The organism is Streptomyces sp. NPDC050263, assembly GCF_040655955.1.
Lineage (GTDB): Bacteria > Actinomycetota > Actinomycetes > Streptomycetales > Streptomycetaceae > Streptomyces.
This window is the reverse complement of record NZ_JBFAKW010000188.1, coordinates 1-14,090: the sequence shown is the minus strand read 5'-3', so window position 1 is coordinate 14,090 and position 14,090 is coordinate 1. Positions and strand designations below refer to the sequence as shown.

Genomic DNA, 14,090 nt, shown 5'->3' with positions numbered 1-14,090 from the left:
TCCCTCCCCCGCCGCCTGTCGCTTTTGTCGGCCCTTCCTGGCGGGGACGCGCGGGGGGGGGGGGGGGGGGCCCCCCCCCCGCCCCCCCCCGCCGCCGTATCCGGGCACGGGCCCAGCCGTGATCGTCAGCGTGTCAGCGCCACGACCTGGGGCGCGGGGAACTGCGCGACCAGCCACAACGAACCCGCGGCCGCACGACCGCAGCACCCGCCGAGCTCCTGGGCGCACCCTGCCCGAACGGGCGCACCCGGTCACTATCACCCCTGCAACAGACCTGGTCACCGCCCCACACCCGCTGTAGAACTTCCTGCATACGGCCCGAACGGGCAACGACACAGGGAAAGCGGGTGACGAAATGACCGGCACCGCGGAAGACCGCCGGCGACACATCGTCCACACCGCCCGCGCGACCGGCGCCGTCGACGTCAACACCCTCGCCACCCAGCTCGGCGTGGCGAAGGAAACCGTGCGCAGAGACCTCCGCGCCCTGGAGGACCACGGGCTCGTCCGCCGTACGCACGGCGGCGCCTATCCCGTGGAGAGCGCCGGCTTCGAGACGACGCTGGCCTTCCGCGCGACCAGTCACGTACCCGAGAAACGCCGGATCGCCGCCGCGGCGGCCGCCCTGCTCGGGGACGCCGAGACGGTCTTCGTCGACGAGGGCTTCACCCCGCAGCTCATCGCCGAGGCGCTGCCCGCGGACCGGCCGCTGACCGTGGTCACCGCGTCCCTGCCGGTCGCGGGCACGCTCGCCGAGACCGACAACATGTCCGTACTGCTGCTCGGCGGCCGGGTGCGCTCCGGCACCCTGGCCACCGTCGACCACTGGACGACGAAGATGCTGGCCGGCTTCGTCGTCGACCTCGCCTACATCGGCGCCAACGGCATCTCCCGCGAGCACGGTCTGACCACGCCTGATCCCGCTGTCGGCGAGGTCAAGGCGCAGGCCGTGCGGGCGGCCCGGCGCACGGTCTTCGTGGGCGTGCACACCAAGTTCGGGGCGGTCAGCTTCTGCCGGTTCGCCGAGGTGAGCGCCCTGGAAACGATCGTGACCAGCACGCTGCTGCCGACGGCCGAGGCACACCGGTACTCACTGCTGGGGCCCCAGGTCATCAGGGTCTGAACCCCCGGCCCACCCGTCCTCGAGGGCACCGCCATGCCTCGGGGCGACCGATACATCCCACTATGCCCAGGAGCGATCCATGCGCACCCAGAGCCGACGGAGGCCGCGAGCCGCACTCGCCATGGCCGCCGCAGGGACGCTGCTCGCCCCCTTGCTCTCCGGCTGCTGGGCCGGGGCCGGCGGGGCGGGTTCCGGCGGCGACTCCATCAACGTCCTCATGGTCAACAACCCCCAGATGACGGAGTTGCAGAAGCTCACCGCCGCGCACTTCACCAAGGAGACCGGCATCAAGGTGAGCTTCACCGTCCTGCCGGAGAACGACGTCCGCGACAAGATCAGCCAGGACTTCGCCAACCAGGCGGGCCAGTACGACGTGGCGACCCTGTCGAACTACGAGATACCGATCTACGCCCGCAACGGCTGGCTGCGGCCGATGGACGCGTACGTCGCGAAGGACCCGGCGTACGACGAGCCCGACGTCCTGAAGCCGATGCGCGAATCCCTCACCGCGGACGACGGCAAGCTCTACGGCCAGCCCTTCTACGGCGAGTCGTCCTTCCTGATGTACCGCAAGGACGTGTTCGCGGCGAAGGGGCTGACGATGCCCGCGCACCCCACCTGGGAGCAGGTGGCCGACCTCGCGGCGAAGACGGACGGCGCCGAGCCCGGCATGAAGGGCATCTGTCTGCGCGGACTGCCCGGCTGGGGGGAGGTGATGGCACCCCTGACGACCGTCGTGAACACCTTCGGCGGCACCTGGTTCGACAAGGACTGGAAGGCGCGGCTGAACTCCCCCGAGTGGGAGAAGGCGGTGACGTTCTATGTCGACCTGGTCCGCGACCACGGCGAGTCCGGGGCCGCGCAGTCCGGGTTCGCCGAGTGCCTGAACAACATGACCCAGGGCAAGGTCGCCATGTGGTACGACGCCACCTCCGCGGCCGGTTCCCTGGAGGCGGCGAAGTCCCCGGTCAAGGGCAAGATGGGGTACGCCCCCGCCCCCGTGGAACGCACCGACGCCGCCGGCTGGCTCTACACCTGGGCCTGGGGCATCCAGCAGGCCTCCCGCAACCCCGACAAGGCCTGGAAGTTCGTCTCCTGGGCCTCCGGCAAGCAGTACGAGCAGCTGGTCGGCGAGGAGATCGGCTGGGCGAACGTCCCGGCCGGCAAGCGGGCGTCGACGTACGAGAGCGCGGCCTACCGCGCGGAGGCCGGCGCCTTCCAGGAGATGACGAAGCAGGCCATCGAGGCGGCGAAGCCCAACGACCCGGGAGTGCAGCCGCGACCCGCGCCCGGCATCCAGTTCGTCGGCATCCCCGAGTTCACCGACCTCGGCACCAAGGTCTCCCAGGAGATCAGCGCGGCCATCGCCGGACGCCAGTCCGTCGAGTCGGCCCTGAAGAAGTCGCAAGCGCTCGCCGAGCGGATCTCCGAGGAGTACGAGGGACGATGACCGCGACGACGACGGCCCCCGTGGCCGCACCCCCCGTACCCACGCCCCGCGCGCGGGAGGCACGGCTGCGCGCCTGGGCGACCCGCGCCCCGCTGCTGCCCACCCTGGTCTTCATGATCGTGGTCACCCAACTCCCGTTCGTGGCCACGCTGGTGATCTCCTTCTTCGACTGGAACGCCCTCTACCCCGACGCCCGCCGCTTCACCGGCCTCGACAACTACCACCAGGTCCTCACCGACGCCGACCTGCGCCACTCGGTGTGGACGACCGTCCTGCTGACGGCGACCGTGGTGCTGGTCAGCCTGGTGCTGGGCCTGGCGCTGGCGCTGCTCCTGGACCGCAGGTTCCGGGGCCGGGGCGTGGTCCGCACCCTGCTGATCGCACCCTTCCTGGTGGTCCCGGTGGCCGCGGCCCTGCTCTGGAAGCACGTCCTGTACAACCCCGAATACGGCCTGCTCAACGGGTTGTTGCACTACGTGGGCGGACCGCAGCCGGACTGGATCTCGGACACCCCGCTGCTCGCGGTCGAGGCCTCCCTCGTCTGGCAGTGGACGCCGTTCATGATGCTGATCCTGCTGGCCGGTCTGCAGAGCCGCGACCAGCAGCAGATGGAGGCCGCCCGGGTGGACGGCGCGAGCGACTGGCAGATCTTCCGCTATCTGACGCTCCCGCACCTGCGCCGGTACCTGGAGCTGGGCGCGCTGCTCGGGTCGATCTACATCGTGCAGAACTTCGACGCGGTCTTCACCATCACCTCCGGCGGCCTGGGCACCGCCAACCTGCCCTACACCGTCTACCAGAGCTTCTACCAGGCCCATGAGAACGGCCTCGCCTCGGCCGCGGGCGTGCTGGTGGTCATCGGCTCGATCGTCATCGCGACCTTCGCCCTGCGGGTCGTCTCGTCCCTGTTCCGTGAGGAGGTGTCCCGCGCATGAACGTCGTACGCCGAGGCGGCCTCGGGCTGCTGGCCTGGGCAGCCGGGATCGTGTTCTTCCTGCCCGTCGCCTGGATGACCCTGACCTCCTTCCACTCCGAGCAGGACGCGGCGACCAACCCGCCGTCCTTCACCGCGTCGCTCACCCTCGACGGCTACCGCGAGTTCTTCGGCACCGGCGGCGGCGCGAGCCCCTGGCCCGCGCTGATCAACTCGACGGTGGCGTCGGTCGGGTCGACCGTCCTGGTCCTGCTGCTCGCCCTCCCGGCGGCCTACGCGCTGTCGATCCGCCCGGTGAAGAAGTGGACGGACGTCCTGTTCTTCTTCCTGTCGACCAAGATGCTGCCGGTGGTGGCGGGCCTGCTGCCGATCTATCTGTTCGCGAAGAACGCGGACCTGCTGGACAACATCTGGCTCCTGGTCGTCCTGTACACCTCCATGAACCTGCCGATCGCGGTGTGGATGATGCAGTCCTTCCTCGCCGAGGTCCCGGTGGCGGTGATCGAGGCGGCGCGGGTGGACGGGGCCCGGCTGCCGACGATCCTCGCGCGCGTGGTCGCCCCGATCGCCCTGCCCGGCATCGCGGCGACCGCCCTGATCTGCTTCATCTTCAGCTGGAACGAGCTGCTCTTCGCGCGCGTGCTCACCGGCGTGGTCGCGGAGACCGCCCCCGTCTTCCTGACCGGCTTCATCACCAGCCAGGGCCTGTTCCTGGCGAAGGTGTGCGCCGCGTCGCTCGTCATCTCCCTGCCGGTGCTCGCCGCGGGGTTCGCCGCCCAGGACAAACTGGTCCAGGGCCTGTCCTTGGGAGCCGTGAAATGAAGGCCGCCGTCATCGAGTCCGTGGGCCGCGCCGTCGTCACCGAGGTCCCCGACCCGACGCCCGGGCCGCGCGAGGTGGTCGTGGAGGTCGCCGCCTGCGGCCTGTGCGGCACCGATCTGCACATCCTCCAGGGCGAGTTCGCGCCCAAGCTGCCCATCGTGCCCGGGCACGAGTTCGCGGGCGCGGTCGTGGGCGTCGGCACGCAGGTCACGGAGGTCGCGGTGGGCGACCGGGTGGCGGTGGATCCGTCCCTGTACTGCCACGAATGCCGCTACTGCCGCACCGGCCACAACAACCTCTGCGAACGGTGGGCCGCGATCGGCGTGACGACGGCCGGGGGCGCGGCGCAGTACGCGGTGGCCCCGGTCGCGAACTGCGTACGGCTGCCCGAGCACGTCCGGACGCAGGACGCCGCGCTGGTGGAGCCGCTGTCTTGCGCGGTGCGCGGTTACGACGTGCTCCGCGCACGCCTCGGCGCGCACGTCCTGATCTACGGCTCCGGGACGATGGGGCTGATGATGCTGGAGCTGGCCAAGCGCACGGGCGCGGCGAGCGTGGACGTCGTGGACGTGAACCCGGCGCGCCTGGAGACGGCACGGCGGCTGGGCGTCTCCGGGGCGGCGGCGAACCCGGACGAGCTGGAGCGTCCGCAGGGCTGGGACGTGGTGGTGGACGCCACGGGGAACGCGGCGGCGATCCAGGACGGGCTGGAGCGGGTGGCCAAGGCCGGGACGTTTCTGCAGTTCGGGGTGGCCGACTACGCGACGCGCGTGACGATCGACCCGTACCGCGTCTACAACCAGGAGATCACCATCACCGGCTCCATGGCCGTCCTGCACAGTTTCGAACGCGCGGCCGAACTGTTCGCGAACGGGGTGCTGGATCCCGACGTCTTCATCAGCGACCGGCTGCCCCTGGAGCGGTACCCGCAGGCGCTGGAGCAGTTCGCGTCCGGGGCGGGCAGGAAGATCGTCGTGGTTCCGTAGGCTCCTCGGGCCGGGGGGACCCGATTGGCCGCCGGGTAAGGGAACGGCAAAGTGGGCCCGATCGTTCACGAGGCATGACAGCTATGACCCCCGGCTCGAACATCCCACTCCCCGTCGCCCGAGTGACGGTGGACGTCACCGCACCGGTGCGGCTCGACGTTTCGGGCCTGCTGCTCACCGGCGACGGCAAGGTGCGCTCCGACGACGACTTCATCTTCTACAACCAGCCCGCCGGCCCGGGCGTGACGTACCGCTCGGGCGGCGGCTCGGCGCCCGACGCGATCACGGTCGACACCACCGCCCTCCCCCCGGGCATCGAGAAGATCGTCGTCACCGCGAGCCCGGACGCCGCGGGGCAGACGTTCCAGGGCGTCGAACCGACGGCGACGATCCGCGGCGCGGACGACAACAGCGTCCTGGCCACCTTCACGCCCCCGCAGCTCGGCAGCGAGACGGCGCTGGTCATCGTCGAGATCTATCTGCGCAACGGCGCCTGGAAGGCCCGCGCGGTCGGCCAGGGATACGCCAACGGCCTGGCCGGCATCGCGACCGACTTCGGTGTCACGGTGGAGGAGCCGGCGCCGGCCGCACAGGCCCAGCCGGTCGCCCCGCCGCCGCCCGTGCAGCCGCCGGTCGCCGCGTCGGCCCCGGGCTGGGACCCGCGCACCGCCACGCCTCCGCCGCCCGCCGCTCCCCCGGCCGCGCCGGCCGCGCCGCCGGCCACCGGGAAGATCAACCTGGACAAGGGCCGGGTCAGCCTCCAGAAGAACCAGACCGTGTCCCTCGTCAAGGGCGGCCGCCCGCTGCTCTCGCAGGTCAAGATGGGTCTCGGCTGGGAGCCCGCGTTCCGCGGCAAGGACATCGACCTGGACGCCTCGGTGATCGCCTACGGCCCGCAGCGCAACCACATCGACAGCTGCTACTTCGGCAAGCTCTCCATCGTCAACGGCGCGATCAAGCACTCCGGCGACAACCTCACCGGCGAGGGCGGGGGCGACGACGAAGTGATCGTCGTCGACCTCGGCCGCCTCCCGCAGGAGGTGAGCGGGCTGGTCTTCACCGTGAACTCGTTCTCCGGCCAGAAGTTCACCGAGGTCGCCAAGGCCTACTGCCGGCTGCTGGACGCCGCGACCGGCGAGGAACTCGTCCGCTTCGACCTGACCGGCGCCGAGCCGCAGACGGGCGTGCTGATGGCCAAGCTGATCAGGCAGTTCTCCGGCGAGTGGGAGATGACGGCCATGGGCGACTTCGTGAAGGCGCGCACGGTCCGCAACATGGTGAAGCCGGGGGCGCAGGCGCTGTAGTCGGCCGCAGGCACACAGGTACTCAGTCACGCAGGCCGACGGGCGCCCGCCACCACGGGGGCGCCCGCCTCCCGCACCGGGCGGACCGTCGCCGTCACCGGGTGGCCGGCAGCCCCTGCGTCAGCAACCCCTCCGTCAGCAACGACACGTACCGGCGGATGGCGCCGCTGTCCCCGTTCGCCAGCTCCGACGCCGTCGCCACCCCGTGCGCGAGCCGCAGCACGTCGATCGGCTCGACGTCCGCGCGCAGGGTCCCCTCCCGCTGCGCCGCCCCGACCAGCCGGGCCGCCGCCTCGTTCATGTTCGTGCCGCAGGCGGTGACCGCGGCCTCGCTGCCGTCCTTGACGGCCGAGCCCAGCAGCGACCTCATGCCGCGGACCTGGATCGTGCCGACGCACAGCTCGCCCAGCCACGCCACCAGCGCCTCGCCCGGCGGGAGCTCCTCGGCCAGTTCGCCGGCCCGTGCGGCGAGCGCCTCGACGCGGTCGAGGTAGGCCGCCTCCAGCAGCGCCTGCCGCGTCGGGAAGTGCCGGTACAGCGTGCCGGAGCCGACGCCGGCCCGCTTGGCGATGTCGTCGAGGGAGGCGCCCTCCCCATGCTCGGCGAAGGCCTCCGCCGCAACCTTCAGCAAGCGCTCGTAGTTGCGGCGAGCGTCCGCGCGCATGGGTCTTCCTCGCGTCATCCAGCTGACTCCTTGCGAACCGGGGACTTCCTGCGGCGACCGGATCCTGTCGCGCTGTCCGCATGGTCCACCACATCACGCAGCGACACCAGACGGGCAGCGGACCGGAGCCGCCCGCCCGGTGCCGGGGCTCACATCTTCGTCGCCCCCGCCGCGAGGTCCCGCAGGAAGTGCCGCGCGCCGACCAGGAAGACGACGATCAGCGGGATCACACTCATCAACGCCCCGGCCATCACCAGGGAGTAGTCGGTGTTGTAGAGGACGTTGAGGTTGGCCAGGGCGACCTGGAGGGTCACCTTCTCGGGGTCGATCATGACGACCAGCGGCCAGATGTAGTCGTTCCAGAGTCCGATGAACGTGAAGATGCCGAGGAACGCCAGGGCCGGCCGGAACAGCGGCAGCGCGATCTGCCAGTACAGCCGGAAGAACCCGGCGCCGTCGATGCGTCCGGCGTCCAGCAGCTCGTCGGGCAGCGAGTTCTGCGCGTACTGGCGCATCCAGAAGATCCCGAAGGCGTTGGCCGCGCCCGGGATGATCAGCGCCTTCAGCGAGCCGGCCCAGCCGAACTCGGCCATGGTGACGAACTGCGGCACCAGCGACAGCTGCGCCGGGATCATGTACGTGATCAGCAGCATGCCGAAGAGGAACTTCTTCGCCGGGAACTCGTACTTGGCGAACGCGAACGCGGCCAACGAGTCGAAGAACAGCACCAGCGCGGTCCCGAGCACGGCGACCACGATCGTGTTGAGCAGCGAGCCGAAGAAGTCCACCGTGTCGAGCACCCGCCGCATGTTGTCCAGCAGATGCGGGCCGGGCACCAGCTTGGGCGGATAGCGGTAGATGTCCTGGGTGGTGCCGGAGGCCATCACCACCAGCCAGTAGAAGGGGAAGAGCGAGACCAGCACACCGAGCAGCAGCGCCGCCCGGACGCAGATCCGGGTGAGCCTGCTGCCGGCGCCGATGGCGAGCCCGGCGTTGCCGGTCGCCCGGTCGTGTGAGTCAGCGGCCATTGCGGGCCCCCTTCCTGCGCAGCAGCTTGGGACGGTCGTCGCGGTCGGAGCCGGAGACCAGCCGCCAGTTGACGATGGTGAACACCGCGATGATCGCGAAGAGGAGCCAGCCCATCGCGGCGCCGTAGCCGAACTGGTGGTCCCTGAACGCCTTCTGCCACAGATAGAGCACGATCGTCATGCCCTCCTGGCCGGGTCCGCCCGTGGTGCCGACGTCGTCGGACTGGAAGAGCACCTGGGACTCGGTGAAGATCTGCAGGCCGTTGATGGTGGAGGTGACGGCGGCGAAGAGGATCACCGGCCGCAGCTGCGGCACCACGACCCGGAACAGGGTCTGCCAGCTGTTCGCGCCGTCCACACGGGCGGCCTCGAAGTGCTCGGTGGGGATGGCCTGGAGGCCCGCCAGGAAGATCAGGGCGTTGTAGCCGACCCAGCGCCAGATGATCATGAGGGACAGGGCCGACTTGATCCCCCACTCGGAGGACAGCCAGCCGACGCCGTCCAGACCGACCGCCCGGAGCGCCGAGTTGGCCAGGCCGCCCTGCGCGAAGACCGAGCCGAAGACGATGGTCATGGCGACCATCGAGGTGACGTTGGGGACGAAGTACGCCACCCGGTACGCGCCGGTGAAGCGGACCTGCGAGTGCAGCAGGAACGCGAGCACCAGGGCCAGGAACAGCATCGGCACGGTGGACAGGAACCAGATCTCGAAGGTGTTCAGCACCGAGTGCCAGAACACCGAGTCCTCGATCAGCCAGCCGTACTGCTGAAGGCCGACGAAACGCATGTCGCCGATGCCGTCCCAGTCCTGGAAGGACAGGTACAGCGAGAAGACCACCGGGAACGCGCCGAACACGGCGAACAGCGCGTAGAACGGAGAGATGGCGAGCAGCGGCGGGACGACTCGTCTGCGTCCGCCCGGCACGTCGGAGCGGACACCGCCACGACCACGGCGAACGGGGGGCCGTTCGTCGGCCGGCGGCGCGCCCGCCGGGTCGAGAACCGTGGCCATGTCAGCTCACCCCCAGCCGGGACAGCGTGGTCTCCGCGGTGTTCACGGCGTCCCGCCAGGCCCTGTCGGCGTTCTTGCCGAGCATCTCCACGTTGGTCAGCTCCTGGAAGAACGGGGTGTTGGCGGTCTCCTCGTAGGGGCTGAAGTAGACGACCGGGGCCTTCTGGGCGGCGGGGCCGAAGACGTCGATGGGCCGCTGACCGCCGAAGAAGGGGTCGGCCTTGTGCATCGCGGGGTCGGCGTAGGCGACCGGAGTCGTGGGGAACAGGGATATCTCCTGGTAGCTCTTGAGCTGGTTCTCCGGGCCGAGCAGCCACTTCAGGAAGGCGAAGGCGCCCTCCGGGTCACGGCAGTAGCGGGTCAGGGTGAGGTACGAGCCGCCGTAGTTGGCCGGGCCGTCCGGCATGGTGGTCAGCCGCCAGGCGCCGGAAGTCTTCGGCGCGGTGTCCTTCAGCCCGTTGATCGCCCACACGGCGGTGGTCATCGTGGCGACCCGGCCGCCGCCCATGGCCGCGTTGTAGTCGGGCGTGCCGTCCCTGATCCGGGCACTGAGACCCTGGCGGACGATCTCCAGGGACAGGTCCCAGGCACGTCTGACGTGCGCCTGGTCGCCGATGAAGCGGTTGTCGGCGTCCACGAACTGCTTGGTGCTCTGGAGCAGGATCTGCTGGAACACGTTGCCGGCGTTGCTCACCAGGTACGGCCTGCCGGGGCCCTTGGCCCGGAGCGTCTGCCCGGCGGCGATGTACTTCTCCCAGGTGGAGGTGGCCTCGGCGACCTCCTGCGGCTCGTCGGGCAGTCCGGCCTTCGCGAAGAGGTCCCCGCGGTAGTAGAGCGCGGTGGGACCGGCGTCGAGGGGGAAGCCGATCATCCGGCCCGACGGGGTGAAGCAGGCCTTCCACTTCCAGTCCAGGTACTGGTCGCGGACGCTCTCGGCGCCGACCGTCCGCAGGTCCAGGAACTCGTGCTCGTCGGGGAAGAACGTGGCGAGGTTGTCGGAGTTGGCGACCGTCAGGTCCGGCACATAGGCGCGGGCGGCCAGACTGGTGCGCACCTTCGAGTCGATGTCGCCGTCGGGCATCTGCGCGGCTTTCACCCGCACCCCCGGCACGCCGGGCACGGCGCGCGCGGCGGTGGAGAGCAGTGTTTCGCTCAGGGCGCCCTTCCAGTACCACAGGCTCAGGTGATCCGTGCCGGCCGAGGCCGAGCCGCTGTCGGCCCCGCATCCCGACAGGCCCAGCAGGGCGCCGCCGACGCCGCCGAGGGAGGCCCCCAGCAGACGACGGCGGGACAGCGTTCGGTGTTCCATCACGCGCACTCGCTTTACGAGAAGGGGAAAACGCGAAGACAACGATGTCGGCGGGTGGTACCAGGACAGGCACCAGGCTGGTACCGGGCTCTGGCCGACAGCGTCAGACTGGCCGTGAACGTTCACGTGAACGTTGCCGTCGAGTATTGAGGCGGCCGAAAACCACTGTCAAGACACGTACATCGATAATGTGTTGACACCGTGTCAGCGCGGGTGACGGGGTCAGGCGGAGGCCCGCACCACCAGCTCCGGGATCACCCAGGCGTCCGCGCCGCTCAGCGGTTCCTCGCCCGCGCGCAGCCGGGCCACCTGCTCGACCGCGAGCCGTCCCAGCCGGCGTTTGTCGAGGTGCAGGGTGGTCAGGGCGGGTTCCACCAGCTCGCCCAGCGAGAGCCCGTCGAAGCCCATGACGGCCAGGTCGTCGGGGATCCGCCGGCCGCGGCGGCGGGCGGCCCGCATCGCGCCGACGGCGATCAGGTCGTTGAAGCCGAAGACCGCGGTGATCTCGGGCCGGGCCTCCAGGAGACGCTCCATGGCGGCCTCGCCGCCCGCCACGCTGTGCTCGTGAGACAGCACGATCCAGCTGTCGTCGACGGGCAGACCGTGCCGCCGGACCTCGGTCAGGAACGCCTCCCGCCGGGTTCCGGGCACGGTGAGCCGGTCGCCGTCCACCATGCCGATCCTGCGGTGACCCGCGCGCACCAGATGGGCGATCCCCTGCTCCAGACCGGCCGCGGCGTCGATGCCCACGGCCGCGAACCGGGTCTGCTGCGGGCCGCGTTCGAGCAGCACGAGCGGCACCCCGCCGAGGTGCCGGGCGAGGATCTCGTCCTCGTTCTTGAAGTAGCCCACGACCGCGTCCGCCTGGTGGGACAGCACGTCGAGCGCCTCACGCTCCCTGGCGTAGTCGGTGCGGGAGTCCCACACGACCACCTGCCAGCCGCGCTGCTCGGCGGCCTCCAGCACCCCGGCGGCCACCTCGGGGAAGAAGGGGTTCATCAGGTCCGGGATCACCAGCCCGGCCGTCACCGCCCCCTTGCGGACCAGCCCCCGGGCGAACCGGCTCGGCCGGTAGTTCAGCAGCCGCACCGCCTCCAGCACGCGTTCCTTGGTGGCCGGGTCGATCTCCCCTTTGTCGTTGACCGCCCGGGAGACCGTCTGCCGCGACACCCCGGCCAGCTGCGCGACGTCATGGATCGTGGCCCGGCGGCTGGTCCCGCCGGGCTCGTCGACACGCGGCTCCCGCGGCTTCCGCGGCTGATCGTCGGCCCACACGCTGTGCACTGTATCCGGCCATCACGTGAATGCTCCCCCGCGTTTCTCTGCGGCTGGCGCGGTTTCGCCGGACGGCGGGTGGCGGGTGGCAGGCGACGGGTGGCGGGTGGCGGGTGGCAGGCGACGGGTGGCGGGTGGCAGGCGACGGGCGACGGGCGACGGGTGGCAGGCGACGGGCGACGGGTGGCAGGCGACGGGTGGCAGGCGACAGGTGGCGGGTGGCGTCAGAAGAGCGCGCTGTAGCCGTTGAGTGCGGGCTGGCCGCCGAGGTGGGCGTACAGGACGGTGGAGTCCGCGGCGATCTCCCCGCCGGCGACCAGGTCGATCATCCCGGCCATCGACTTCCCCTCGTACACCGGGTCGGTGACCATTCCCTCGGTGCGGGCCGCGAGCCGCATCGCGTCCAGGGTGGTCTCGTCCGGGACGCCGTAGACGCCCGCGTGCCAGCGCTCGTCCAGCTCGACGTCCTCGACGGTCAACTCGCTTCGCACGCCGATCAGTCGGCCGGTGCGGTGGGCGATGCGGGCGACCTGCTCGCGGGTCTCGGCGGGCTTGGCCGAGGCGTCGATGCCGATCACCCGGCGGGCCCGGCCGCCCGCCTCCTCCAGCGCGGCGAACCCGGCGACCATCCCGGCCTGCGTCGAGCCGGCTCCCGAGCACACGATCACGGTGTCGAAGAAGACGCCCGACTCCCGTTCCTGTTCGGCGACTTCGTACGCCCATCCGGCGAAGCCGAGCCCGCCCAGCGGATGGTCGGAGGCGCCGGCCGGGATGGCGTACGGCTTTCCGCCCGACTCCTCGACGTCCCTGAGCGCCTGCTCCCAGCTCTCCTTGAAGCCGATCCCGAACCCGGCCCGGACGAGTCGTACGTCGGCTCCGGCGAGCCGGCTGATCAGGATGTTGCCGACCTTGTCGTACACGGCGTCGGGCCAGTCCACCCAACTCTCCTGCACCAGCACGCACTTCAGCCCGGCCCGGGCGGCGACGGCCGCGACCTGACGGGTGTGGTTGGACTGCACCCCGCCGATCGACACGAGCGTTTCGCACCCCTGCGCGAGGGCGTCGGCGACCAGGTACTCCAGTTTGCGGGTCTTGTTCCCGCCGTACGCGATCCCGGAGTTGCAGTCCTCCCGCTTGGCCCAGAGGGCGGCTCCGCCGAGGTGGGCGGTGAGCCGTTCCAGCGGGTGGACCGGCGAGGGACCGAACAGGAGGGGGTAACGCTTGTACGAGGAGAGGGACTTGGGGGACGCGGACTCGGGGGACGCCGGCTCGGGAGATGCGGACTTCGGGGACATGGAGCCTCCTTGGCTCAGTCGGGGTCGGCCGGGGGTCGGCCGGGCTCAGTCGGGGTCGGCCGGGTCGATCAGGTCGGCCGCGTCGGCGAGGGTCCGCCAGATCTCCGCGGTGACCCGGACCGCCTCGTCCACGTCACCGCCGGCGCAGGCCTCGATCAGGCGGCCGTGCAGTCCGGCCGAACGGCAGGTGCCGCCCTCGCCGAAGCGCCGGCGCTCCAGCCGCCGGATGAGCGGGGTGTAGCGGGCGACGGTGGCGGCGGCGGCGCGGTTGCCGGCGGCGCGGACGAGGATGTCGTGGAGTTCGTCGTCGGCGCGCAGGGCGGCGTCGACGTCACCGGCGCCGATCGCGGCCGCGAAGCGCTCGTTGGCCGCGCGCATCCCTTCGACGTCCGCCGCGAAGAGCCGGGGCACCGCGACCCGGGTGACCAGCTCGTGCATCGCGCCGACGACGGCCGCCGCGTCCCGTACGTCGGCCGCCACGACCGGGGTGACCCGCGTGTAGCTCTGCGGCTTGCTCTCCAGCAGCCCCTCGTCGACCAGCCGCGCGAACGCCTCCCGCACCGGCGCCCGGGACAGCCCCAGCCGCTCCGCGAGATCGGCGTCGCGGACCACCGTGCCGGGGGCGATGTCCCCGGCCACGATGGCGTCCCGGATCGATGCGTAGGCGCGGTCCCTGAGGAGGGTGCGGGGTACGGCTTCCATGAACTGAAATGTTAGATATCAGTCTGCCGGGCGACAAGAGGCGGTGGCACAGTGAGCGGGCGAACAGACGACGGTGACGACGGTCGCCCCGCTTAGTGGTCTGCGTCGTAAGTCCTTCGGGGGTTGACTTCGGTGTTGCTTGTAGGCGTGCTCGCACTCAGCTGTTGAGGGTGGTGAGGTGGAGGT

General features: G+C 70.8%; 13 protein-coding genes. 6 read left to right on the top strand and 7 right to left on the bottom strand.

Going from position 1 to position 14,090, the window contains the following annotated elements; genetic code table 11:
- The first annotated feature begins 355 nt into the window (after positions 1-355).
- From AB0J04_RS43060 to AB0J04_RS43035, 6 genes are all read left to right on the top strand, one after another.
- On the top strand, positions 356-1,123 hold the full coding sequence (locus AB0J04_RS43060; RefSeq protein WP_363174165.1) for a DeoR/GlpR family DNA-binding transcription regulator: 768 nt from the start codon (positions 356-358) through the stop codon (positions 1,121-1,123).
- Positions 1,124-1,202: 79 nt separating this feature from the next.
- A complete protein-coding gene (locus AB0J04_RS43055) occupies positions 1,203-2,573 on the top strand; it encodes a sugar ABC transporter substrate-binding protein (protein WP_363174164.1) in 1,371 nt (456 codons plus the stop codon).
- The gene (locus AB0J04_RS43050) at positions 2,570-3,508 is read left to right on the top strand and encodes a sugar ABC transporter permease (protein WP_363174163.1); all 939 of its coding nucleotides are present in this window, start codon (positions 2,570-2,572) and stop codon (positions 3,506-3,508) included. The genes AB0J04_RS43055 and AB0J04_RS43050 overlap by 4 nt, the downstream gene beginning before the upstream one ends.
- Positions 3,505-4,329, top strand: coding sequence for a carbohydrate ABC transporter permease (locus tag AB0J04_RS43045; protein WP_363174162.1), 825 nt, complete (start codon positions 3,505-3,507; stop codon positions 4,327-4,329). The genes AB0J04_RS43050 and AB0J04_RS43045 overlap by 4 nt, the downstream gene beginning before the upstream one ends.
- Positions 4,326-5,315, top strand: a complete 990-nt coding sequence (locus tag AB0J04_RS43040) for a zinc-dependent alcohol dehydrogenase family protein (protein WP_363174161.1) — start codon at positions 4,326-4,328, stop codon at positions 5,313-5,315. The genes AB0J04_RS43045 and AB0J04_RS43040 overlap by 4 nt, the downstream gene beginning before the upstream one ends.
- An 83-nt stretch (positions 5,316-5,398) precedes the next feature.
- Complete coding sequence (locus AB0J04_RS43035; RefSeq protein ID WP_363174166.1) at positions 5,399-6,619, top strand: TerD family protein; 1,221 nt, start codon at positions 5,399-5,401, stop codon at positions 6,617-6,619.
- 94 nt (positions 6,620-6,713) lie between these two features.
- On the opposite strand, the gene AB0J04_RS43030 is transcribed toward AB0J04_RS43035, so the two are convergent.
- The 7 genes from AB0J04_RS43030 to AB0J04_RS43000 form a co-directional block, all read right to left on the bottom strand.
- Positions 6,714-7,301: a helix-turn-helix domain-containing protein gene (locus tag AB0J04_RS43030; protein WP_363174160.1), complete on the bottom strand. Its 588-nt coding sequence runs from the start codon at positions 7,299-7,301 to the stop codon at positions 6,714-6,716.
- A gap of 131 nt (positions 7,302-7,432) precedes the next feature.
- On the bottom strand, positions 7,433-8,311 hold the full coding sequence (locus tag AB0J04_RS43025; protein WP_363174159.1) for a carbohydrate ABC transporter permease: 879 nt from the start codon (positions 8,309-8,311) through the stop codon (positions 7,433-7,435).
- A complete protein-coding gene (locus AB0J04_RS43020) occupies positions 8,301-9,323 on the bottom strand; it encodes a sugar ABC transporter permease (protein ID WP_363174158.1) in 1,023 nt (340 codons plus the stop codon). The genes AB0J04_RS43025 and AB0J04_RS43020 overlap by 11 nt, the downstream gene beginning before the upstream one ends.
- Position 9,324: 1 nt before the next feature.
- Positions 9,325-10,632, bottom strand: a complete 1,308-nt coding sequence (locus tag AB0J04_RS43015; RefSeq protein WP_363174157.1) for an extracellular solute-binding protein — start codon at positions 10,630-10,632, stop codon at positions 9,325-9,327.
- Between the two features lie 222 nt (positions 10,633-10,854).
- Entirely contained in the window at positions 10,855-11,907 is a 1,053-nt protein-coding gene (locus AB0J04_RS43010; protein ID WP_363174156.1) for a LacI family DNA-binding transcriptional regulator, read from the bottom strand.
- Positions 11,908-12,131: 224 nt separating this feature from the next.
- A complete protein-coding gene (locus AB0J04_RS43005; protein WP_363174155.1) occupies positions 12,132-13,202 on the bottom strand; it encodes a 1-aminocyclopropane-1-carboxylate deaminase in 1,071 nt (356 codons plus the stop codon).
- A 45-nt stretch (positions 13,203-13,247) separates the two neighbouring features.
- Positions 13,248-13,904 carry a GntR family transcriptional regulator gene (locus AB0J04_RS43000; protein WP_363174154.1) on the bottom strand — a complete coding sequence of 219 codons (657 nt, stop codon included), beginning with the start codon at positions 13,902-13,904 and terminating at the stop codon, positions 13,248-13,250.
- Positions 13,905-14,090: the final 186 nt, after the last annotated feature.

What these genes read in the sequence shown, in the direction of transcription:
- AB0J04_RS43045 (WP_363174162.1), top strand. Translation starts at nt 3,505, where the DNA reads ATGAACGTCGTACGCCGAGGCGGCCTCGGGCTGCTGGCCTGGGCAGCC.
- AB0J04_RS43040 (WP_363174161.1), top strand. Translation starts at nt 4,326, where the DNA reads ATGAAGGCCGCCGTCATCGAGTCCGTGGGCCGCGCCGTCGTCACCGAG.
- AB0J04_RS43055 (WP_363174164.1), top strand. Translation starts at nt 1,203, where the DNA reads ATGCGCACCCAGAGCCGACGGAGGCCGCGAGCCGCACTCGCCATGGCC.
- AB0J04_RS43015 (WP_363174157.1), bottom strand. Translation starts at nt 10,632, where the DNA reads ATGGAACACCGAACGCTGTCCCGCCGTCGTCTGCTGGGGGCCTCCCTC.
- AB0J04_RS43050 (WP_363174163.1), top strand. Translation starts at nt 2,570, where the DNA reads ATGACCGCGACGACGACGGCCCCCGTGGCCGCACCCCCCGTACCCACG.
- AB0J04_RS43020 (WP_363174158.1), bottom strand. Translation starts at nt 9,323, where the DNA reads ATGGCCACGGTTCTCGACCCGGCGGGCGCGCCGCCGGCCGACGAACGG.
- AB0J04_RS43000 (WP_363174154.1), bottom strand. Translation starts at nt 13,904, where the DNA reads ATGGAAGCCGTACCCCGCACCCTCCTCAGGGACCGCGCCTACGCATCG.
- AB0J04_RS43035 (WP_363174166.1), top strand. Translation starts at nt 5,399, where the DNA reads ATGACCCCCGGCTCGAACATCCCACTCCCCGTCGCCCGAGTGACGGTG.
- AB0J04_RS43025 (WP_363174159.1), bottom strand. Translation starts at nt 8,311, where the DNA reads ATGGCCGCTGACTCACACGACCGGGCGACCGGCAACGCCGGGCTCGCC.
- AB0J04_RS43030 (WP_363174160.1), bottom strand. Translation starts at nt 7,301, where the DNA reads ATGACGCGAGGAAGACCCATGCGCGCGGACGCTCGCCGCAACTACGAG.
- AB0J04_RS43005 (WP_363174155.1), bottom strand. Translation starts at nt 13,202, where the DNA reads ATGTCCCCGAAGTCCGCATCTCCCGAGCCGGCGTCCCCCGAGTCCGCG.
- AB0J04_RS43060 (WP_363174165.1), top strand. Translation starts at nt 356, where the DNA reads ATGACCGGCACCGCGGAAGACCGCCGGCGACACATCGTCCACACCGCC.